The sequence below is a fragment of the Nocardia sp. XZ_19_385 genome, assembly GCF_015355755.1.
GTDB lineage: Bacteria > Actinomycetota > Actinomycetes > Mycobacteriales > Mycobacteriaceae > Nocardia.
This window is the reverse complement of sequence record NZ_JACVEE010000006.1, coordinates 44,572-64,043: the sequence shown is the minus strand read 5'-3', so window position 1 is coordinate 64,043 and position 19,472 is coordinate 44,572. Positions and strand designations below refer to the sequence as shown.

Annotated in this window: 18 protein-coding genes; 6 read left to right on the top strand and 12 right to left on the bottom strand. The window is 65.5% G+C overall.

Features of this window, described 5'->3' with window-relative positions:
- Positions 1-139: 139 nt before the first annotated feature.
- A complete protein-coding gene (locus tag IBX22_RS33815) occupies positions 140-1,465 on the bottom strand; it encodes an MFS transporter (protein WP_309234898.1) in 1,326 nt (441 codons plus the stop codon).
- Positions 1,462-2,664 carry a M20 family metallopeptidase gene (locus IBX22_RS33810; RefSeq protein WP_194819893.1) on the bottom strand — a complete coding sequence of 401 codons (1,203 nt, stop codon included), beginning with the start codon at positions 2,662-2,664 and terminating at the stop codon, positions 1,462-1,464. The genes IBX22_RS33815 and IBX22_RS33810 overlap by 4 nt, the downstream gene beginning before the upstream one ends.
- Before the next feature lie 92 nt (positions 2,665-2,756).
- Here IBX22_RS33810 and IBX22_RS33805 point away from each other — a divergent pair, with 92 nt between their 5' ends.
- On the top strand, positions 2,757-3,827 hold the full coding sequence (locus IBX22_RS33805) for an Lrp/AsnC family transcriptional regulator (protein ID WP_194819892.1): 1,071 nt from the start codon (positions 2,757-2,759) through the stop codon (positions 3,825-3,827).
- Here IBX22_RS33805 and IBX22_RS33800 read toward each other — a convergent pair.
- On the bottom strand, positions 3,820-4,014 hold the full coding sequence (locus IBX22_RS33800) for a DUF5708 family protein (protein ID WP_194819891.1): 195 nt from the start codon (positions 4,012-4,014) through the stop codon (positions 3,820-3,822). The genes IBX22_RS33805 and IBX22_RS33800 overlap by 8 nt on opposite strands.
- Before the next feature lie 126 nt (positions 4,015-4,140).
- Here IBX22_RS33800 and IBX22_RS33795 point away from each other — a divergent pair, with 126 nt between their 5' ends.
- Positions 4,141-4,764, top strand: a complete 624-nt coding sequence (locus IBX22_RS33795; RefSeq protein ID WP_194819890.1) for a TetR/AcrR family transcriptional regulator — start codon at positions 4,141-4,143, stop codon at positions 4,762-4,764.
- A 76-nt stretch (positions 4,765-4,840) separates the two neighbouring features.
- Here IBX22_RS33795 and IBX22_RS33790 read toward each other — a convergent pair whose 3' ends face one another.
- Together IBX22_RS33790 and IBX22_RS33785 are read right to left on the bottom strand one after the other, a co-directional pair.
- Positions 4,841-6,226, bottom strand: coding sequence for an MFS transporter (locus tag IBX22_RS33790; protein WP_194819889.1), 1,386 nt, complete (start codon positions 6,224-6,226; stop codon positions 4,841-4,843).
- Positions 6,227-6,388: 162 nt separating this feature from the next.
- The gene (locus IBX22_RS33785; protein WP_194819888.1) at positions 6,389-7,153 is read right to left on the bottom strand and encodes a nuclear transport factor 2 family protein; all 765 of its coding nucleotides are present in this window, start codon (positions 7,151-7,153) and stop codon (positions 6,389-6,391) included.
- Between the two features lie 59 nt (positions 7,154-7,212).
- Between IBX22_RS33785 and IBX22_RS33780 the strand changes: the two genes are divergently transcribed.
- Positions 7,213-7,836, top strand: coding sequence for a TetR family transcriptional regulator (locus IBX22_RS33780; RefSeq protein ID WP_309234897.1), 624 nt, complete (start codon positions 7,213-7,215; stop codon positions 7,834-7,836).
- Here IBX22_RS33780 and IBX22_RS33775 read toward each other — a convergent pair.
- The 6 genes from IBX22_RS33775 to IBX22_RS33750 all read right to left on the bottom strand — a co-directional run bounded on the left by IBX22_RS33775 (position 7,819) and on the right by IBX22_RS33750 (position 14,678).
- Positions 7,819-8,958, bottom strand: a complete 1,140-nt coding sequence (locus tag IBX22_RS33775; RefSeq protein WP_194819886.1) for a DUF6745 domain-containing protein — start codon at positions 8,956-8,958, stop codon at positions 7,819-7,821. The genes IBX22_RS33780 and IBX22_RS33775 overlap by 18 nt on opposite strands.
- On the bottom strand, positions 8,958-9,365 hold the full coding sequence (locus IBX22_RS33770; RefSeq protein ID WP_194819885.1) for a hypothetical protein: 408 nt from the start codon (positions 9,363-9,365) through the stop codon (positions 8,958-8,960). The genes IBX22_RS33775 and IBX22_RS33770 overlap by 1 nt, the downstream gene beginning before the upstream one ends.
- An 892-nt stretch (positions 9,366-10,257) precedes the next feature.
- Positions 10,258-10,869, bottom strand: a complete 612-nt coding sequence (locus IBX22_RS33765; protein WP_194819884.1) for a HEAT repeat domain-containing protein — start codon at positions 10,867-10,869, stop codon at positions 10,258-10,260.
- A 14-nt stretch (positions 10,870-10,883) separates the two neighbouring features.
- Positions 10,884-11,309: a hypothetical protein gene (locus IBX22_RS33760; RefSeq protein ID WP_194819883.1), complete on the bottom strand. Its 426-nt coding sequence runs from the start codon at positions 11,307-11,309 to the stop codon at positions 10,884-10,886.
- Entirely contained in the window at positions 11,306-13,444 is a 2,139-nt protein-coding gene (locus tag IBX22_RS33755; RefSeq protein ID WP_194819882.1) for a hypothetical protein, read from the bottom strand. Before IBX22_RS33755 ends, IBX22_RS33760 begins: the two co-directional genes overlap by 4 nt.
- A gap of 91 nt (positions 13,445-13,535) precedes the next feature.
- A complete protein-coding gene (locus IBX22_RS33750; RefSeq protein ID WP_194819881.1) occupies positions 13,536-14,678 on the bottom strand; it encodes a serine hydrolase in 1,143 nt (380 codons plus the stop codon).
- Between the two features lie 482 nt (positions 14,679-15,160).
- On the opposite strand from IBX22_RS33750, the gene IBX22_RS33745 reads away from it, so the two are divergent.
- From IBX22_RS33745 to IBX22_RS33735, 3 genes are all read left to right on the top strand, one after another.
- Positions 15,161-15,850, top strand: coding sequence for a hypothetical protein (locus IBX22_RS33745; protein ID WP_194819880.1), 690 nt, complete (start codon positions 15,161-15,163; stop codon positions 15,848-15,850).
- 969 nt (positions 15,851-16,819) lie between these two features.
- Positions 16,820-17,437: an NADPH-dependent FMN reductase gene (locus IBX22_RS33740; RefSeq protein WP_194819879.1), complete on the top strand. Its 618-nt coding sequence runs from the start codon at positions 16,820-16,822 to the stop codon at positions 17,435-17,437.
- Positions 17,438-17,442: 5 nt separating this feature from the next.
- A complete protein-coding gene (locus IBX22_RS33735) occupies positions 17,443-18,909 on the top strand; it encodes a DHA2 family efflux MFS transporter permease subunit (RefSeq protein WP_309234896.1) in 1,467 nt (488 codons plus the stop codon).
- On the opposite strand, the gene IBX22_RS33730 is transcribed toward IBX22_RS33735, so the two are convergent.
- Positions 18,874-19,416, bottom strand: coding sequence for a hypothetical protein (locus tag IBX22_RS33730; RefSeq protein ID WP_194819878.1), 543 nt, complete (start codon positions 19,414-19,416; stop codon positions 18,874-18,876). The two genes, IBX22_RS33735 and IBX22_RS33730, sit on opposite strands and share 36 nt — an antisense overlap.
- Between the last annotated feature and the right edge of the window lie 56 nt (positions 19,417-19,472).

The window sequence follows — 19,472 nt, the reverse complement described above, 5'->3', positions numbered from 1 at the left end:
AGAGCCGGCCTCGATAGTGAAATAACTCACCCATCGGTTTACCGGCCGAATGCGAAAGAACCCCAATACATTTCGAGCCCGGGCCCATATTGCGCAATGCCCCATACCTTCGGTTCGCACGATCATCGCAGCGGGGCTTTCAAACGGATAGGTCGCGGCCCTTGGTTTCTCGGACGAAGAACACCAAGGTGGCCAACGAAACGCAGAGCAGTAGCACGGTGTATCCGGTGAACAGTTCCGGCGCTCCATGGGACGTCGCGAGGGTTTGCAGGAACGGTGCGGTACCACCGAAGATCGCGACCCCCAGCGACATAGGAAGCCCGATCCCCACTGCGCGGACGTCCGTTGGGAGCATCTCGGCGAACAGAGCGGGCCCGATCGAGTTCGCGGCCGCGATGAAAACGAGCGCGATACCCATGGTGAGGAACAACTGCCACGACTGGCCGCCTTGCAGGATCCATGCCAGCGGGAACAGGAGCAGTATCAGCGCCACAGTGGCTTTGACGAGTGCGGGTTTACGTCCGACGTTGTCGGAGTACAGGCCCCACAGCGGTAATGCGACCAGGAACACCACCTTGGCCAGCGCACCTGCCCACATCGCCCCGGCTGCGGGCACCCCGTAGGCGCTGATGGCGTAGGCGGGAGTGGAAACGCCCCACGAGTAGTAGGCGGCGGTGGCGCCGGCGGTCAGGGCGACAACGACGGCGAGAGTGCGGCGGTGCTGGTAGAGGTTGCGGGCCAGCGAAACCTGAGTTCCGGGCTCAACGGTCCCCGCTCGGCTCGTAAAAGCCTCGGGCTCTTCGAGATTGGTGCGCAGATAGAACGCGACTCCACCCAGGAGCGCACCGAGCAGGAAGGGGATACGCCAGCCGAAGGCCGACATCTGATCCGCACTGAGGACCGTGGTGAGTACTGCTCCGAGCAGCGCTGCGGAGATGACCCCGAAAGTTCCCGAGATATAGGTCAGGCTCGACCACATCCCGCGCCTGTGCGCGGGCGCGACCTCGGCGATATAGGTCTGCGACGCAGGCATTTCGCCGCCATGGGCGAATCCCTGCATCAAACGGGCGCTGACCAGCAGCACTGCGGCCAAGACACCGATCGATTCGCGCACCGGGGCGAGCCCGATCACCAGACTCCCGAAGGAGGACAGACCGATCGCCAGTAACATCGCGAACGATCGTCCCCTGCGGTCGGCCAACCGCCCCAGGACCACACCCCCGATGGGCCGTGCGATGAAGCCGACGGCGAACACCCCGAATGTACTGAGCAGACTGGACACTTTGTCCTGGCCGTCGAAGAACAGGGGAGCGAAGAACGCCGCGAAACTCGCATAACAGCTGACGTCGAACCATTCGATCGCGTTTCCCGCACCGACGGCGATGAGTGACTTTCGCGAGCCCGGGCGTGCATCCGGAGCCGATGTCTCGGGTTGGTTGCCGGTCAATTCGGCTTCCGACGTCACAGCGTCACCCGCGCGCGTTCGATCGCCAGGGCGGCGTAGACGGCGGCGGCTTCGGGAAGCACGTGGTCGGAGAACATCGCGCGCGGCGAATGATTCTGCGGGACCGCGTCGGCGTCGAGGTCCGGGGGGCACGCCCCCAACCCGAAGAACGCACCGGGTACTTCCTCGAGTACCTGTGAGAAGTCCTCGGAACCGTTGCTGGGGCGATCCGGCTCGAAATACCGCTCCTCGCCGAGCAATTCGCGAATGACCTGGCTGCCGAACTCGACCTCGGCGGCGTTGTTGATCGTCGGCGGGTACTCGTTGTGGAAGTCGATATCGACTTCGACGCCGCGCGCGAGGGCGACGCCTTTCAGCACGCGGGGAATCACCGCCTCCAGTCGCGCTGCCGCTGCCGGGGTGAAACACCGGACGGTGGCGGAGAATCCGGCTGTATCGGGGATCACGTTGCGGGCGACCCCACCGCGAATCACACCAACTGTCACCACGACCGGGTCGAAGATGTCGAATTCGCGGGTCACCGCCGTCTGCAACGAGATGATCATCTCCGCCGTCGCCACGATCGGATCCCGTGCGGTGTCCGGTGCGGAGCCATGACCGCCCTGCCCGATCACGGTGACATCGAGATGATGCGACGCCGACATGATCGTTCCCTTGCGACTGACGAACAACCCCGACGGGACGCGGTTGGACATCACGTGCATCGCGTACGCGGAGTCGGCGCGGCGGCCGGAGGCCTCGAGAACGCCTTCCTCGAGCATCACGCGAGCACCGTTCCACCCCTCCTCGCCGGGCTGGAACATGAAGACCACATCGCCGGCGAGGTGGTCGCGATGGTGTGCGAGCAGCCGCGCGGCACCCACGAGGGCCGCGGTGTGCATGTCGTGTCCGCACGCGTGCATCGACCCGTTCCGCGAAGCGAATTCGAGCCCGGTGTGTTCAGCGACGGGCAAGGCATCCATGTCGGCACGCAGCAGGATCGTCGGCGACTGTCCGGCTTTCGCGCCGCCGCGCAAAACCGCGGTGACAGAGGTGGTCGAGGACCCGGTGCTGATCTCCAGGGGCAGCCCTTGCAGGCCCTCGAGAACTTTCTCCTGGGTCCGGGGGACATGCAGACCGGTCTCCGGCTCACGGTGCAGGTCATGCCGGAGAGCGACCAGGGTGTCCCGCATGTCTCGGGCGTCTTCGAGCAAATTCATAGGGGTATCCGATTCATCCGAGTGCGTCGAGGCGAAGTTGGAACAGTCTCGGACCGGAACCGCAGAATCGGTGGAATCTCTAGAATTCGATTATGGGAACCCCTCCAGGGCACAGATTCGTGCACGAAGCTCTCGATGAAGACGATCTGGCGCTCATTCACGCTCTGCAGATCTGCCCGCGCGGCAGTTGGTCGGATATGGCCGCGATCATGGGCAGCACTCCGGCGACGCTTGCGAAAAGATGGGCCAGGCTGACCGAAGCGGGTCTGGCCTGGATCACTGCCTACCCGCACCCCGCGACCATGCCGAACCACGTGGTGGGGCTGATCGAAATCGACGCGCCCGCAACAACACTCGATCACCTGAGCCGACTGCTGGCCGATGAACGCAGAGCCGTGCACATCAGCCATCAGGTGCGTGGCGGCTTGCTGCTCACCGTCATCGCCACCTCATTGGATGACTTCAGCCAACTACTGCTCGGCGACCTCGCCACGATGAGCGGAACCAGGGTCACCAACCATGTCATCACCCGGTCCCACCTGGAGGCCAGCCGCTGGCGGCTGAACGCACTGGAACCGAAACAAATCCAGCGGCTACGGCGCCTCGAGGCCGGTTCGGTCGAGGCCGGAACCCCGGGTCTGCGGGCTCTGACACCGAGCCTGCTCACGATCGCCGAGGCGCTGGTGCGGGACGGCAGGGCCAGCGCGAAGACGATCGCCGAACAGATCGACCGGCCGGACTCCACCGTGCGCCGGCAGTTGGGCGCCTTGCTGCGTTCGCGGGCGCTGTCGTTCCGATGCGAGATCGCACAGTCGTATACCCGGTGGCCGGTTACGGTCAGCTTCTGGTGCCGCGCTCCCGCTGTGGACCGCCCGCGCCTGCTCGATCAGCTGATGTCGGAGCCGCGCGTACGCACGTGTATGTCCGTGGCTGGACGCGCGAACTTCGTTGTCACCACCTGGCTCGAGTCGATCAGCGAGATTCTGCCGTTCCAGGAGTGGCTGGAAGGCCATATGCCGTCCGGTGAAATTCTCGATACATCGATCGTCCGGCAAGCTACGAAGCGAATGGGGTGGATCCTCGAACCGGACGGCCGGGCCTCCGGCGCGGTTGTGCCGTACGTGGTGACAGGCCCTGCCCGCAAGCCAGGTGAACCTACGTGACGGATTTGCCGGCAACCGATTTGAAGAGTCCGTAGACGACCTCCAGTCCACCCAGGACCATCAGCACGATGCCCAGCTTGGTCAGCGTGACGACCGGCGTTTCGACATCGCCGGTGAATCGCCACAGCACGAAACCGATAACGAGGGTAATGCCGCCCATGATCACGGCCTTGAATCCTGAGTTCATCTGCTACCTCTCCAAATAGTCCTTACGATCGTACTGTACAGTCGTATGGACCGGTGCAGCGATAGGCCACCCGGGCGGAACCACCGATCACCGCCGCCGCGATAGTCCCTAGCTGGAGGTCAGTGCATGATGGCCAACGCGCACGCGCTGCGGCGCGCCGAGCTGTTGGACGGCGTTCTCGAACTCGCCGCGACCCGGGGAATGGAAGCGGTGAGCGTGCGTGAGGTCGCCGCACAAGTCGGGGTGTCCCCGGCGAAGGTGCAGTACTACTTCCGCACCAAGGACGAATTGCTGATCGCCGCATTCAGGCACGTCGAACAGCTGCTCGACGACCGCGCGGCGCAGGTGAGCTTCGAGCACGGCGTGGCAACGGCACTGCGGCAAGTCATGGTGGATTGGCTGCCGGTCGACGCGGTGCGGGCGCGGTTGGTGAAGGTATGGATCGCGTTCCTCGCGCGTGCCGTCGTTACCGACGAGCTCGCCGCGATCGAGTCGGCCTATCAACAGCGCACCCAGGCGCAACTGATCGCGGCCATCGAATCCGGTATCGAATCCGGCGAATACGCGTCCGAGGTTGATTCCGCACTCGAGGCGTGCCTGCTGTCCGCGCTGGTCGAGGGGTTGTCGGTGCGCATGCTGACCGACCCGGCCGGTCTGCCCGCCGACACCGCTATCGCGACCCTCGACGCGCACCTGGCCGTCCACCCCAAGCGGGCAGGCCGACCCTCATCCGAGCTGCCGATCGAATGACCTCGGCGGTGATGCACGGTCATTCTCACCACCCCTAGCCTCCGTGCCTCTCGAGCAGCATCCCCAGGAAACTGCCTCAACCGGCGGCGCGGGCGTCGATCTCGTATCGATCGCTGATTCTGAGCAGGGCCACGACGGACACGAAGATCGCCGGCACCAGGGTGAACATGGCCGGGACCAGCGGTTCGCCACCGTAGCTGGTGGCACCGACCAGGTCGGAGGTGAGGCCGACGACGAATGGTCCGAGCGCGCCACCGACGGTCACCAGGAAGGTGAGCAGCGCGAATCCCATGCCACGGCGGCCGGCGGGAACCACGTCGGCCGAGACCGCGGTGAGATTCGGTATGGCACCGGCAAATCCGGCGCAGGCCAGAGCGATCAGGGTGACTCGCGCGGGAACACCCGGGACGAGCAGAGCGCCCGAGAGTGCGAGGGCGCCGGTGAGCAGGAAGGCGGTGGCGACGGTGATCCGTCGGCCGCCCCGGATAGCGTGGGCGCGGTCGCCGAGTCTGCTGCCCGCGACGATGCCCACGACTACGCCGGTACCGCCGACCGCGCCCGCGAGACCGGAAGCGGTGTCGTAGCCGAGGTTTTCGGTGCGTTCGAGCAGTGTCGGGAGCCAATAGAACACGCCCCCGATCCCGAGGGCGAGCAGGGCTTGTCCGATGATGACTCCGGCCAGTGTTCTGATTCTCAGCAGTTCCCCCGCTTCGCGGAGCAGTGAGGTGGGACGCGGGGGAGTAAGGGTTGTCGCCGGTTCGCCGGTGCGGAGACGGTCGAGGCGATCGCCCAAGCCGCGCAACGGTTCCCGGACGGTGAGTACCAGCGCGGCGACCAACAGCCCGGGAACCGCCGCGACGAAGAACACCATGCGCCAACCGAACGCCTCGGCGAGCGCGCCGCCGAGAATAACGCCCGCCGGCAAGCCCAGGTAGTAGCCGGCGCGCTCGAATCCGTATGCCTTGCCGCGGCTGCGGGCCGGGTAGTAGTCGGCGAGCAGGCTGGAGGCGGGCGGGTTGTAGAGCTGTCCGGCGGCGCCGATCAGCACGCGCACGAGGAAAAACAGCATGAATGTGGTTGCCAGCCCGCTCAACACCGAGCACAGAGACCACACGAGCACGACGATCGAGATGGTGACCACGCGTGGCGCGCGGTCGGCGAGCCGTCCGGCGGGCAGCAGGAGCACGGCGCCCGCGATACTTGCGGCGGTCGGTATCGCCCCCGCGGCGGTGTCGCCGAACCCGAAGTGGTCCTGGATCGCGGGTAGCGCGCCGGCGATCAAGTTGATCTCGAGCCGATCGATGAAGGCGACGAGGCCAACAGCGATAGCGGGCCACCAACCCAGCGGCGCGGATTTCGTCAGATCGACGACGCGAGGCGGGCGGCCGTCGGACACGACTATGTCAATCGAGCCGGCTGGGGCGGCGGGAGCGTCCGCAGGCTCCGGGAACACCTCGGTCATGGGACTCCATCTACTGTTTCGTAGAAGGATACGTTGTATCCAGTCTTGCCGCAGGGTAGTGGATTCGATGCGCGGCGAGCGCAGGCAGCGAGATGGCTTACGAGGCAGTCAGTTTCGCAGGTAGACGGCGATGGCCTCGGCTCGTACCGGCCACCCAAGCCGCTATCGGATGGCTGTCGAGCGATGCCCGGCAGGTGGAGGGCGGAGTCGGGCGATGGTCCGGGTTGCGAGCCCTGCGCCGCGCATCAGCCATCTGAAGGACGTGGTGGAGGGGCCGGGTAGGAGCCCGGCCAGTTGAACGCCGTCGAGTAGGTCGTAGAGCGTTTCGCCTTCGTACATCAGGTGTTCGGCGTTGAAGTGATACCGATCCACGGCGGTGCATTGGATGAACGCGCCGTTGCCCGGAATCGCGGGCGCACCGGTTCCGTAGGGATGAAGCTTCAGCGGCCCGACGAGGTGACCACTTCCGTAGTAGCGCACGACCATCCTGACCTCACCGTCCGATGTCAGGTCGAGGTAGCACTGCCCGGGTATCGGGTCGTAGCGCCAGTCGGGGATGGCGTCGAAGAACGCGAAGTTGTAGGCCACGAATTCGTCGAGGCCGACCATGGTCGCGCCGAGTGTCGTCACATCCTTGTAGCGCAGATCGGGGGTGTAGAGCTCGTGGTTGTGGCTCATGTCCCGGGTCTGCCAGCTCCACCAATACTTCTTCGCCCAGTCGAGAGTCCAGGCGATGTCGAAGCCATGGGCGGCATAGAACTCGATCTTCTGCTCGTAGTCGTCGAACCACCTCTGCGTCATCGCGGTCAGCGCGGATTCATCGAGGACTTCGACCGGCTCGGCGCGGTTGGTCAGCACTGTCGGGATCGGTTGCACCAGGCGCGATTGTCGCAGTGACGCTTGGAACTGCTCGTCGGTGAACATCATTACCCTCTATCCGGAAGCACATGCTTCCCGATAGATGATGGTTCTTGTAAAGTGATGCCGTGTCAAGGAGTTACGGCGGACAGACCGCGGCGGACCGCACTGCGGAACGGCGCGCGCGTCTTATCGCTGTCGGATTCGAAGTGGTTGGCACGCAAGGTGTTTCAGCTCTGGGTATGCGCTCGGTCTGCCGTGCGGCGGAGCTGAGTCAGAAGTTCTTCTACGAGAGTTTCGCCGACACGGACGCGCTGCTGCAGGCGGTGTACCGGGCGGCGCTGTCCCGCTTGGAGAAAGCCGTCGCGCCCGCGGTGGCATCCGGTGACCTGCACGCGGTGTTCGAGGCCGCCGCCCGCCTGATGGAGGCCGATCCGCGCATCTGCCGCATCCTGTTGGTAGAGCCGGTGGCGGATGCGCGACTACGTGGCTATGTGCGAGAGACCATTCCGGCTATCGCGCTGGCCGCACTCGGAGACCGCATTGTCGGCTCACCCGACGATCCCAGTGTCCGCATGCACTTTTCGGCACTTTTCGGCGCGATGATTTCGCTGTTCGTGGAGTGGACGGAAGGCAGCCTCGGCACCGACCGCGATGCCTTCGCCGGCCACGCGACAGCAGTCGCGACACAACTCATGAGCGAGCTGGGGCATCATCCAGCCTGGGTCACTCGATCACCGCCTGATCTCTAGTTGTCGGTATGCCTCGACAGGGATGTCGTAGAGCGAGGCGGCAGCCGAGACCGGGTCGTCGTAATGCGCGGGAACCACCAGTCCGAACCGGCGGCGGGTACCGTCGCGATCGGCACTGCCGTTGGTGCACAACAAGATACGTACCGGCTCGGTGAACGTGTTGCGCAGCTCATCCGGCAAGTCGTACAAGCGGAGGGTGTGCGGTGGATTGCCTGGGTCGGGGACCTCCGGCCCGACGGGCGACATCCCGGATTCTTCGATGAACGCATGCCAGCCCATACGTTCTATCGCGCAGCGCCGAATTTCGGCATTGTGCTCCCACAGAATGGCATCGACATCCCAGTCGGTGGTGATCGCGTATTCCGGGACGCGGGTGCCGTGCCATGCCCACATGGTGAAACCGTCCCGATACGCGACTGCCGGTGCGGTCGCGTTGTGCAGGCGTCCGGCGTCGTCACGGCTGATGACGGTGGGTCGCTCGGTCAGGATCAGCCCACCGTCCATGGGCCACCACCAGCCGGCGTTGCGAACCACCTGCTCGACCCCGTCGAGCAAACCGCCCAGATTCACGCCCAGTCGTTGGATTGCGTCGTAGAACGCGAGCGAGTCGCCCAGTTGTGGCCCGAGGTTGCCCTCCCACCACGGCACGACCGATCCCGCCGGCATCTTCTCGCCGACCACCGAATCGACCTGCTGCCAGACGGGCTCATCGATGCCGCCGGCGACCGCGGCCCGGACCAGACCCTGCACCTGTGCCGTGACTCGAGCATCTATCAGGGTGTGAACTCGGTCTTCGACCTGCGTCCACACCTGCTGCCGGGCCTGGCGCTGTGTCACGGCGCGGATGCGAGCCCATGCTCGCGGCCCTGCCTGATCCCAGATCCGGTCGCGCACACCGGCCAGGCGGATCGCCTGGTCCTGGCCGATCGCCCCGGCCAGCGGCGATTCCAGCCACACGATCACCTTGGGCGCCGCCACACCCGCGGTCCGATAGGCCTGAAGGGCTCCCTGTTCCGCAGCCTCTCGATCGGCCGGCGCGGTGGACAATCCCACCTCGATCCATTCGTCTCGAACCGAGGCGAGCAGCTCTTGCTGCGCGGCCGTCAACGAGTCCAGGCGCATCAGTCGGTTACCGGCCGCCACACGCCGGCGAACTCACGCTGCCGCCGCACCTGATACGTGCCGGGCAGCACCTCCAGCGCGCCGTGCTCTTGATGGATCAACACCGCGGTGGAACCCCCGAAGACTGTAAGGACGCCTAGCAGCACATCACTCGCACTCGCGGGAGTGTGGGCTTCCCAAGCGCAAGGTCCGCAAGGGTGCAGGGTGTGAGCATGGGTGGTGACCGCCGAGCGCACCACGGCCACAGCTTTCCGCATCGGCTCAACGGCCACGGGCCCATTCACGCGCAGCACCAACACATCACCTTGTGCCGCCGCACGCGATATCCGGGGTACCTCCGCGGCCGGGTCGAGATGTTCGTGGACGCGCACCCCGGTGGCAGCGACCGCATCCGCAAGCGTGGTCATCAGTTGTTCCTCCTGCCGCAGCCGATAGCACGACGCTAACATTGGAAACGAAAGATTGGTTGGGACAGCATGATCCGCTGGTGACCCGGCGCCAGCGGATTCGACTCGGTGTACCCGCATGCCGCATCAGGGTGGCCCGTGGCCGTTTTGCAGGAGTACGGTTGAGACCGAGAAAGCGATTGCACGGGCCGCCGACGCGCGATTACGACGGGACCGAATATTCGCAATTCGCACCGCCGAAACCAGGAATGGATCGACGGATGCCGAAACGGCCGCACAGGCGCCGCGGGAACTCTCAGAACCTGTGCGGGTGTATGAGCAACTCCTGCGCTTCAGCACCACCTACACCGAAGCCGATATGCAACGCGTTCGCGCCCACTACGCTGAGATCTGCCGGATCGCAGGCTATCCAACGAACTGACGCATCGGCGATTTTCTGAGATTGCTGAGCAAACCGCTCGAGGCGGCCCGCCAAGCTCTGGCGCGGACGGTGTGTTCAAATTAGCAGCCCATTGAGTCCAGGTACACAGTGAAACTGAGTACAGCGAAGATGACTGATATGAATATCAGTTCATTTCGGCTGGTTTCCGGCTCATCAACGTCGTTGCGACGTGTCACGTCGGGCTGGTCGTCCATGATTCGACAATAATTGCCGTGTAGTCCAGGGTTGGAGGTTCTTTCGGTACGCCGGATATCGGGCGGGTGAATTGTTGACCTCAGCCTCAGATATACCGAGCCTCCTTTCAGCCGTGACTGGCACTCCGGTATTTGGCTGCAGTCTGTGCACGGGTGGTGTTGCTGGCTGGCGAGGCTGGTCGCGGAGTTCGGCGGTGGGGTGTGGGTGCCGGTCGACGTGTCTCCTCTGGCGGTGGGATCGAATCCAACGGTGCGGTCAGGCCAGGAGTTTGCCGAGTGCTTTGCGGGCTTGTTTGCGGATCTCGCTGTCGTCGCTGTCGAGGTAGGGCTCGACGAGGCCGCGTACGCCTACTGGTTTGCGACGAGCGAGGGCTTGCAGGGCGGCGGTGGCGACGAGGGGGTCGTCGAGTTGGTCGAGAATGATGGTGATGGCCTGGGGATTTCGGGATTTACCCAGCCACAGGATCAGTTCTCGGCGTCCGAGCCCGTATCGGCGGTCGGCGGCCAGTGGCGCGATCCGGTCGTAATAGGTAGCCGGGGCCAGCCATGCCAGGGCGTATCCCGCGGCCCAGAGCACGCTGGGGGAAAGCTTTTCGTACTGGTCGAACTGGGCCAGGAGTGTCGGCAGGGCGTCAGTGTTCTTGGCTTCTTTGACGATCAAGGCGCGGATGAGCGTTTCCCGCAGTCCCTTCTTGAGGCCTTCTTCGGGGCCGGGCATCTTCTGGTCGAGATGGGCCAGCCAGTCGATGAGGATCGGGACGGCGGTGGGGTAGGGCTCGCGAGTGTTGATCAGGTCAGAAGCCGAGGACACTCGCACGCCGGCGTCGGCGAGTTCGTCGAGCAGCTCGGAGTAGGCACGGTCCGCCATGGGCTGATGGTTCCTTACCGTTCTCGCCCAGATCTTTTGGGCACCGACTCGTCATTCGCGGACTCCTTGGCGGCCCGTATCCACGCCCACCAGCCATCGTCGTTCGCGACGACCTCGATGCCCTGTCCGTCCACCTGCACTACGACCGTACCGGTTGCCTCGGCTCGCCCGTATGCGCAGAACAAGCCCTCTTCATCCGACCGGTATCCGAAGGGCCCGGCGGCGCGACGATTCGGCACCGGTCCGGAGCTGGAGCCCCAGTGCCCGTGTTCATCTTTCGACAGCTCATCGGCATTGATCTCGACGCCGTCGCTATTGGTATCCACCAATGCCAACGCCCGCACCCCATTACCCGCGACAACCAGCACCCGCGCATATCGCGGATGCCAGCCACCGAGTGCCACCACTTCGGCCGCGTCGGGCTTCGCCGTTATCTTCATCTCGGGCGGCTTTCCATTTCGTCGAGCACTCGGAGCAGGCTGCGGAACTGCTCGTGGTTGGCGGCGAATTCCGGAAAGTTCTCGCGAATCTCGGCGGCGGTCATTTCGGGCGGGTCGAGCCGGGTGATCCACACCATCGAGGGAATGATATCTTCGTGCAGATAGGCCAGCAGTTTGTGATGACCGTCGAGTACGAACCCGCTCCACTGGCGTCGGCTGATGGTCCGCAATCCGATTATCGCGGGCCGCACTCCGTGGCGGATCAGATCTCGATACTGTTGCACCACAACCTCATCGGTGGGCGGCCAGGCCTCGGTGGGAACCAGGTAGGTCCAGTCGCCGGGGTACCAGGACTGAGGCTCCTCCGGCTCGACATCGGTCACTATCGCGCGGGCCATGGTTGTCCAGCCACGGGTGATCGCCTCCGGAATCGCCTGCCACACGGGCTCGGGTCCCCGCAGCTCATAACGGCCGGGTGTGAGCAGCCCAAGCAGCGGTTGGAGAGCTTCGCGCAGCGGTGTGATGGTCTCCCCGGTGACGGTCAAATCCCGCAGCGCGGCCAGCGCCTCCGGACGCGGCGGCCGGTTCGGGGTGTGCGCGACCAGTCGACCAACCGAACCTTCATACGCCGAGGTGTCGAGGTTGGTGACCCGGCCGTTCAGCCGCAGCAGGCAGTGGCTGCTCCATCCGTTCGGAAGGTCCAGGCTGTGCCCGATTCCGCGGACATCGATTACTCCGCTGCCGTCGGTGACGGTGATCTCCTCGAGCCGGGCGCCGGGTTGTCCGGCCGGCCACATCCGCAGGACTGCCGTGCGGGCATCGGGTGGCAGGCCCGGCAGCTCGATCAGTGGCGGTCCGAGGGCCGTCAACTGCTCCGTGATCGGATGGCCTTGTGCGGCAAGGGTTGCCAGCGCCCACAAATGCCCGGGGGCACGTTCGTCGACCATCCTCAGCAGGGTGGATGCCGAGGCCGGATCGTCTTTGAGCCCCTCGTAGGCCAGGCGGGCGACCCTGATTTCCGGATCGGCCAGCGCGGCGGTGAGATCGCCGCCGCTGCGCTGCTGGAGGCGCACACCGAGCAGGCGCCGGTCCACGGTGGCGGCGGTCGTCATGAGCTCGCGGGCGGAACCGACTCCAGCCACGGCACGAAGGCCATGCGCCTCGATCAGCGAATCGACGGCTTGCGCACCGACTTCGCGGCGGCGGGCGTCTTTGTAGGCCGCCATCTCGATGGCCTCGTCCGCCGCAGTGAGATCGCCCAGTTGCCCCCGGGCACGCAGTATTGCCGGATCCAGCAGCCCGTACTTCGACTGCGGCTTGGAACGCAGCCACGAAAGCAACGCGTCGGTGTGCGGCCCGTCGGTGGCGACCAGCAGCTCGAGGATCGCCCCTGCGGGACCGCTCCGCGACGGGTTTGCTCGGAGGAGTTCGAACAACCGCGCGGCCCGCGACGGAGACATTCGCCCGGTCAGGGCCTTCGCGCAGGTGCCGCGGCGCCACCACGGTTCGAGGGTGTCGGCGATGGTGTCGACGAGAACATCGGCGGGCACGGCAGCCAGCGCGGCGACGGTCTCCGCAATCGGGCCGGACCACAGTGCCGGCCCCGGCACCGCGGCGTGCAGACCGGTGAGCTGGGTGCGCAGGTACGAATATAGATCCGGGTAGGGCAACTTCTCCGGCAAGCCGACGGTCGTGCCCGTTGCGACCGCGGGCTCGTCTCCGACATACAGGTAGATACTGCTGCCGCTGTTACCCGGCTCGTGATCGCCGATCATCCGGAAGGCGGCCGGTTCATTCGCGACACCCAATTCCGCGCCGGTCCGGCTTTGCCGGAACCATCGATCGGCCTCGTCCAGTCCGCCCGCCCAGCGCGGACCGGCCCCGAGATCATCGGTGCCGAGCAGGCCCGAGGTGCCCAGGTACCGATCCCAGCCGTTGGCCACGGAAAGAAGCTCCCGATGCTGCGGATCGAGCGCGTCACCGAGTCGTGCCTCGGCCGCACGGAGCTGTGCTTCCTCGGCGCCGGGGTTCGGGAACGTGAATGGTCCACCACCGGTCGGTGCGTACCGCTCGCGCTGCTCGATGAATCGGTCGATGAGTTCTTGCCACGCGGCCAGACCCACTGGTTCACCCACTGGGCGCTCCCCCTCAGTTACCGAAATCCCAGCCGTCCGGCGAGGATGGCCGCCGTAGGGTATCTGACCTCCTCATTCCATCACACAACCGTCAGGTTGCCGAGGCGCACAACGCCGTCGTGAGAGCGGTGCGGATATCGGCGTCCTGTGCGTCGCTTTCGCCGGGGTAGAGGTTGGCCATCACGGTGGCGCTGCGGCCGTCGGTCGTGGTCGCGCCCATCGTCTGGAAGCCCAGGATGCCGCCGTCGTGTCCCCAGTACAAGCCACCGCACGGCAGCGGCGTGCTCTGCAAACCCAGTCCGTAGGCATCCTGGTATGAATTGCCGAGCGGCCGAGTCATCATCATCGCCTCGCGTTCGGGCGGGGACAGCAGGCGACCGCTCACGAGGGCGAGGAAAAACTCATTCAAATCCGCTGCGGTGGAGATCATCGCCCCGGCGGCGCCCGCGATCGACGGGTTGACCTCGGAGACGTCGAGGGGTGCGGAATCTCCCAGCTTGCCGTAACCCTGCGCGTGGACGCCCGGGATGCTCGGTTCGTTCCCGGGCACGAAAGTGTCGCGCAGGCCGAGTGGCGCAATGATGCGCTGCTCCACCGCTTCCGCGTACGGCCGGCCGGTGGCCTTCTCGATGAGCATCCCGGCCAGCAGGTAATCGGTATTGGAGTACTCCCAGCCGGTGCCCGGCGCGAACAACGGCGGCTGGGCCAGCGCAAGTTGTACTAGTTCCAGTGGATCATATTGTGTCAGTGTATCTTTCATGACCTGCTCCAGGGGCAGGTAGTTCAAGTAGTCGGGCAGCCCGCTGGTGTGCTGGAGCAGCTGCCGCACCGTGATGGCATGCCCGTCATGGCCGTTTCCCTGGATCATTCCGGGCAGGTACTGCGCAATCGGGGCGTCGAGTGCCACCCGCTGCTCACTCACCAGTTGCAGCACCACGGTAGCCACGAACGTTTTGGTCATGCTGCCGATGCGGAACCGGCTGTCCCCGGCCATCGGCGCTCGTGTGCCGATGTCGGCGACACCGCTGGTCAGTACTGTCCGACCATGCGCGTCGCGCACTTCGAGCAGAGCGCCCGGTGCGCCGTCTGCGGTCGTCAAGCGCTGCAGCGTGTTTCGTGTGTCGCTATAGCTGGGCGGGGCCGCGGTATCCGCGTCGTCCCCGGTGCCGCATGCGCTCAGCGTCAGTGCGGCTGTGGCGCATACAGCGCCGAAAACATGGGTGTGCCTGCGCATTTCGTTCTCCCACGGATTGGCAGGACTTTATGCTAGGAGGGCCTGGCACGGATACGCCTCAGCCCCGAGAGCCAAACCGGTGCGCCGTCTTGTGATACCCGGGTATCAGGCTAAGCGCCGATTTTCTGGGCCCGCGCTGCGGTTGTCCGAAACATTAAGACGCGCATGCGTTTTCGAAGCGATTCGGGTGAGTGCATCTTGCAGTCGGCGGCACTCTGTGTAGTTGACCCGATGTTCGCGCCACGCTGTGAATCCCCGCTGCGCTGGATGAGGTTACGGCGTCCGATATCCGAGCTGAGCCAAACGAGGGATTCGCGCTTGATTCCTGTCCGTTTGCCAAGGTCAGCAGCGTGATTGGTGGTGGCCGCCAAGGGGTCGGTCACGTCGCGCCAACGGGTATTGCCGGTTCGGTGAGGTGATCGATACGGTGCCTTACGCGCACTGCGGTTCGCAGTCGCGAGTGAGATGTGGGGAGTATCAAGTTGATTCGCACACGCGTCATTCGACTCGTCGCCGCCTTGGCTGGTTTGGCGGCCATCGGTCTGGGGGCGGCGGCATTGCCGAATTCGGTGCCGACCGCCACGGCAGACATCATCAGCTTCAACAAGGCCCTCAGAGTTTCCGATGATTCGCATTACACGCACAGCACCTACACATTGACGGGTCTCGTGGTGCAGCCGGGATACTCGGCGCTCTTCTTCGACCAAGTAAGCGGCAGCAGCGGCACCCGGCAGCTGATCGCCACCGGCTACGGCACCGGCGACTTCCCCGAAGCGACGGCCAGCGCCCAATGGACTCCGACTGTCCCCGGGATCCACACCATCTCGCTCATCGTCCGCGGCGGCAGCTACCAATCCGAGGTAGCCAGCGTGGTCGTCGAAGTTCTCCCGGGTTCGACCTACACACCGTCGCCGACCACAACGGAACCGCCGACGACGACGCCGTCGCCGACCACGACGATCAAACCCGAGCCCACCCCGCCGACCACGACCACCCCGCCATGCAACCCGTGGAACTGCCCGCCGACCAGTCCCACGTCGCCGCCGTCGACGTGCACGCCGTGGTCGTGCCCCGCGCCCACCACAACCGCGACCCCGCCGACCACAACCATCAAGCCGGAGCCGACCCCGCCCACCGAGACGACCAAGCCCTGCCAACCGTGGGCGTGCTAGCGATCTAACCGCGGCGGCGGAGCGAGTTCCTACCTGCTCGAACCCGCTCCGCCGCCGCTCCACCCGAAACCCACCTGAGTACGGATCGATCTTGGAGTGCTCTTTCCGGCGGCGGGTAGGATCCGCCAAGACGAAGTGATCCTATCGCTACTGGTCACAACGTTTTTCGGCGAATACGACTGCTGAACAAGTCATATCAGGACTGGTTGATACCGCCAATAGTGTGGGTTCTGTGCTTCAGCGTCCGGCAACCGCAGTGATCCGGCAGCCGAGTGCGACTCATCGAGAACGCACCGAACCGCCGCGGCGCGACCGCTCGAGGCGCTTGCCGGTAAGCCACAAAGTCGATCTTGCGAACGTCCGCTATTGCCGCGACCCGCGCGGTGCGAAGCGGTAAGCGCGGCTCGCGGAAGATCAATGGGCCGAACGCATCACAGCCGCCAGTGAAGGCACCAGCATGCCGAACGGAGCGTCGGCGCGCGCCGCCAAGGCACCCAGAAGACGAACTGCTCATCCTCCGTCGAGCTGTGATACCCGGCCTCCACGCTCCACTGACCGATGATCTCGTCACCACGCATCGAGCGATTGAACCACCGCGCCACCGCACCCGGCGAGCACGTCCGCAAATGCCGCGGTGCAGGGGTTCGACAAACCCGACAGGCCATCTCGTGCACGCACGCACGTGCCGACGGAGTATGCAAAACGTGCAAAATTCGCGCCGTTTGGGCGATTTCGGTCACCGGCGGCCGAAAAGTGCCCGATTTGCATACATCACACTGCGGGCCATTCACAGATCGAACATCCGCACGTGCCGATTTTCGGGGGCTCGGGCAGCACGTGGGCGACCACCAGTTGGTCGAGCTCTGCGGTGCTGTCGCCTCGATCACAGGGGGTTGACCCGAAGATTGGTTGAGGTTGGAGGCTTTGGACAGCGCCAACGCTGGTGCGATCGTCCAGAGGGAGGGCCTCATGAGCAACTGGCACGTCAATACCGAAGGGCCGCAACACGATCGGGTCACGGCTCCGCTGCGGGTCGCGGTCGTCGTCGGCAGCACCCGGGAGGGCCGGTTCGGCACGACCATCGCGGACTGGTTCGTCGGTCAGCTTCGGCGCCACGACACCCTCGAGGTCGAGATCGTCGATACCTTGCAGGTCGCGCTGCCGCACGCCTTCGGTGCGGTCACCGAGCACCCGTCACGGGCGGAGACCACCGAAAAGCTCTCCCGCGCTGACGCATTCGTGGTGGTGACGCCCGAGTACAACCACAGCTACCCGGGCGCGCTGAAGAACCTGATCGACGAACATCACGTCGAATGGCAGGCCAAGCCGGTGGGTTTCGTCTCCTACGGCGGCATCTCCGGTGGTCTGCGCGCGGTGGAACACCTGCGGCCGGTCTTCGCCGAACTGCACGCGGTCACCATCCGCGACACCGTCAGCTTCGCGAACCCGTGGCGCCGCTTCGACGACGCGGGTGAGCTGGCCGAACCGACCGACGCGGTCACCGCCACCAAGGCCCTGCTGAAGCAATTGACTTGGTGGGGTGAGGCATTGCGCACCGCCCGTGCCGCCAACCCGTACGGGGCGTGAGGGCCGTGACCACTACCGCAACGGCTCCCGCGTCGCCGGTCACCGCCCGCAACCCGATGACGATCGTCCTGGTGCTGGTGCTCGGCACGATCATGGCCACACTGGACCAGACCATCGTCAATGTCTCGATCAACACGCTGTCCGCGCAATTCGACGCGGGCCTGAACTCCATCCAGTGGGTGGCGACCGGCTATTCGCTCGCGCTCGGCGCCGTGGTGCCGGCCTCGGCGTGGCTGATCGGCCGGTTCGGCGCCAAACGGCTGTACCTGACCGCGGTCGCGGCCTTCGCGGTCGGCTCGATGCTGGCCGGGTTGGCCTGGAACCTGGAGTCGCTCATCGCTTTCCGAGTCGTGCAGGGCGCCAGCGGCGGGTTGCTCATGCCGGTCGCGATGACGATCCTGCTGCGCGCGGCCGGGCCGGATGGGCTCGGCCGGCTGATGAGCACCCTGGGTCTGGCAATTCTGGTCGGCCCGCTGCTTGGGCCCGTGATCGGCGGCTACCTGATCGACGCGGTGTCGTGGCGGTGGATGTTCTTCATCAATCTGCCGATGGGTGCGCTGGTGCTGGTCCTGGCCGCTCGGATCGTGCCCGCCGATCTGCCGGAACCGCGGCACGCGCTCGACGTGCCCGGGCTCCTGTTGATGTCGCCCGGCCTGGCCCTGCTGATCTACGGGGTGACCGCTGCGGGTGAGCAGGCCGGATTCGCCACGCCCGCCGTGCTGGTCCCGCTGCTGGCCGGGGCGGGGCTCATCGCCGCCTTCGTGCGCCGGTCGCTGACCACCGCGCAACCGCTGCTGAATCTGCGGGTGCTGGGCAACCGGGTCAGCGGCCCCGCCGCGCTGCTGCTGGCTCTGTTCGCTAGCGGATACTTCGGTTCAATGCTGCTGCTGCCCTTGTATTTTCAGGTGGTTCGTGGCGAATCGGCGTTGGTGGCAGGCGCGTTGGGTATCCCGTTCGCGCTGGCCTCCGGCCTGACCATGCAGGTGGCGGGCCGGTTGATTGATCGGATTCCGCCCGGCCGCTACCTGCCGGTGTCGATCACGGTGGCGCTCACCGGTTTCGTGCTGTTCATCGTCCAGCTGGACGCGGACGCGTCGTACTGGGCGCTCGGCGCGAGCATGCTGCTCATGGGCGCCGGTGGCGGCGGCACCATGATGCCGGTCATGACCACCGCTACCCGGTCGCTGAGCCGGGCGGATCAGCCGGCGGGATCGACGGTGCTGAACATGATCAGCACCACTGCCCTGGCAATCGGCACCGCGGTGTCCTCGGTCGTGCTGGGCGCACTGCTCCCGGTGACCGGCGGGCTGCAAGCGCTGCATGGCATGGCTCCGGCGCAGCGCGCCGAGCTCGCTCCCGCGCTGGCCGAGGCGTTCCAGCACACCTACCTGATCGCTCCGGTCGTGATCGCGCTCGCGTTGATTCCGGCCCTGCTGCTACCGCGCCGGTCGGCTGCCCTCGCCCAGGGGTAATACGACGCGCAGTGCTCGAATCTCGTCGACGAGACCGGCATAGCCTTCCTGGACCTGAGCAAACCGCAGGGTGGCATGGTGCTGCTGTTCGGCACTCTCGGCGTGGCGCAGTGTCCACTGAACATGGGCGTAGGTGCCGGCTACGTGACTGATCACCTCGCCGAGGGAATGGGTGTGGCGGCGGCCGAAGGCGGGGCGGGGCAGATGGCAGGCCGACCACTCGTCGATCAGTCCGATGATGGCGCTGATCTGGCCGTAGGTGGCGGTGGCGTCGAAGTCGGCCGGCCGGCGGGTGGTCGATACCGCCGCGGTGACCAGCGTTGCATGTAGATCGGCCAGTTCGCGTGCCCACCCGATCAACGGGGAATCGCCTTGCAGGTTTCCGGCGACGGCGAGTAGTAAATGGCGAGCTTCCAGCAATCCCGCCGCGGTGCGATTCCGGACTCCGTCCAGGGCGCGGTGCCCAGGCGTAGTGGGGGAGACGCCGGCCTGCTTCACGTCGCCCATCACACACATATGACGCGTCGAGGCCTGTCCGAGTTCCGGTGGCCACTTCTCGGGGT

What these genes read in the sequence shown, in the direction of transcription:
- IBX22_RS33785 (WP_194819888.1), bottom strand. Translation starts at nt 7,153, where the DNA reads ATGATGTTCACCGACGAGCAGTTCCAAGCGTCACTGCGACAATCGCGC.
- IBX22_RS33730 (WP_194819878.1), bottom strand. Translation starts at nt 19,416, where the DNA reads ATGGGCGACGTGAAGCAGGCCGGCGTCTCCCCCACTACGCCTGGGCAC.
- IBX22_RS33810 (WP_194819893.1), bottom strand. Translation starts at nt 2,664, where the DNA reads ATGAATTTGCTCGAAGACGCCCGAGACATGCGGGACACCCTGGTCGCT.
- IBX22_RS33750 (WP_194819881.1), bottom strand. Translation starts at nt 14,678, where the DNA reads ATGCGCAGGCACACCCATGTTTTCGGCGCTGTATGCGCCACAGCCGCA.
- IBX22_RS33805 (WP_194819892.1), top strand. Translation starts at nt 2,757, where the DNA reads ATGGGAACCCCTCCAGGGCACAGATTCGTGCACGAAGCTCTCGATGAA.
- IBX22_RS33765 (WP_194819884.1), bottom strand. Translation starts at nt 10,869, where the DNA reads ATGGCGGACCGTGCCTACTCCGAGCTGCTCGACGAACTCGCCGACGCC.
- IBX22_RS33740 (WP_194819879.1), top strand. Translation starts at nt 16,820, where the DNA reads ATGAGCAACTGGCACGTCAATACCGAAGGGCCGCAACACGATCGGGTC.
- IBX22_RS33760 (WP_194819883.1), bottom strand. Translation starts at nt 11,309, where the DNA reads ATGAAGATAACGGCGAAGCCCGACGCGGCCGAAGTGGTGGCACTCGGT.
- IBX22_RS33775 (WP_194819886.1), bottom strand. Translation starts at nt 8,958, where the DNA reads ATGCGCCTGGACTCGTTGACGGCCGCGCAGCAAGAGCTGCTCGCCTCG.
- IBX22_RS33800 (WP_194819891.1), bottom strand. Translation starts at nt 4,014, where the DNA reads ATGAACTCAGGATTCAAGGCCGTGATCATGGGCGGCATTACCCTCGTT.
- IBX22_RS33795 (WP_194819890.1), top strand. Translation starts at nt 4,141, where the DNA reads ATGATGGCCAACGCGCACGCGCTGCGGCGCGCCGAGCTGTTGGACGGC.
- IBX22_RS33790 (WP_194819889.1), bottom strand. Translation starts at nt 6,226, where the DNA reads ATGACCGAGGTGTTCCCGGAGCCTGCGGACGCTCCCGCCGCCCCAGCC.
- IBX22_RS33770 (WP_194819885.1), bottom strand. Translation starts at nt 9,365, where the DNA reads ATGACCACGCTTGCGGATGCGGTCGCTGCCACCGGGGTGCGCGTCCAC.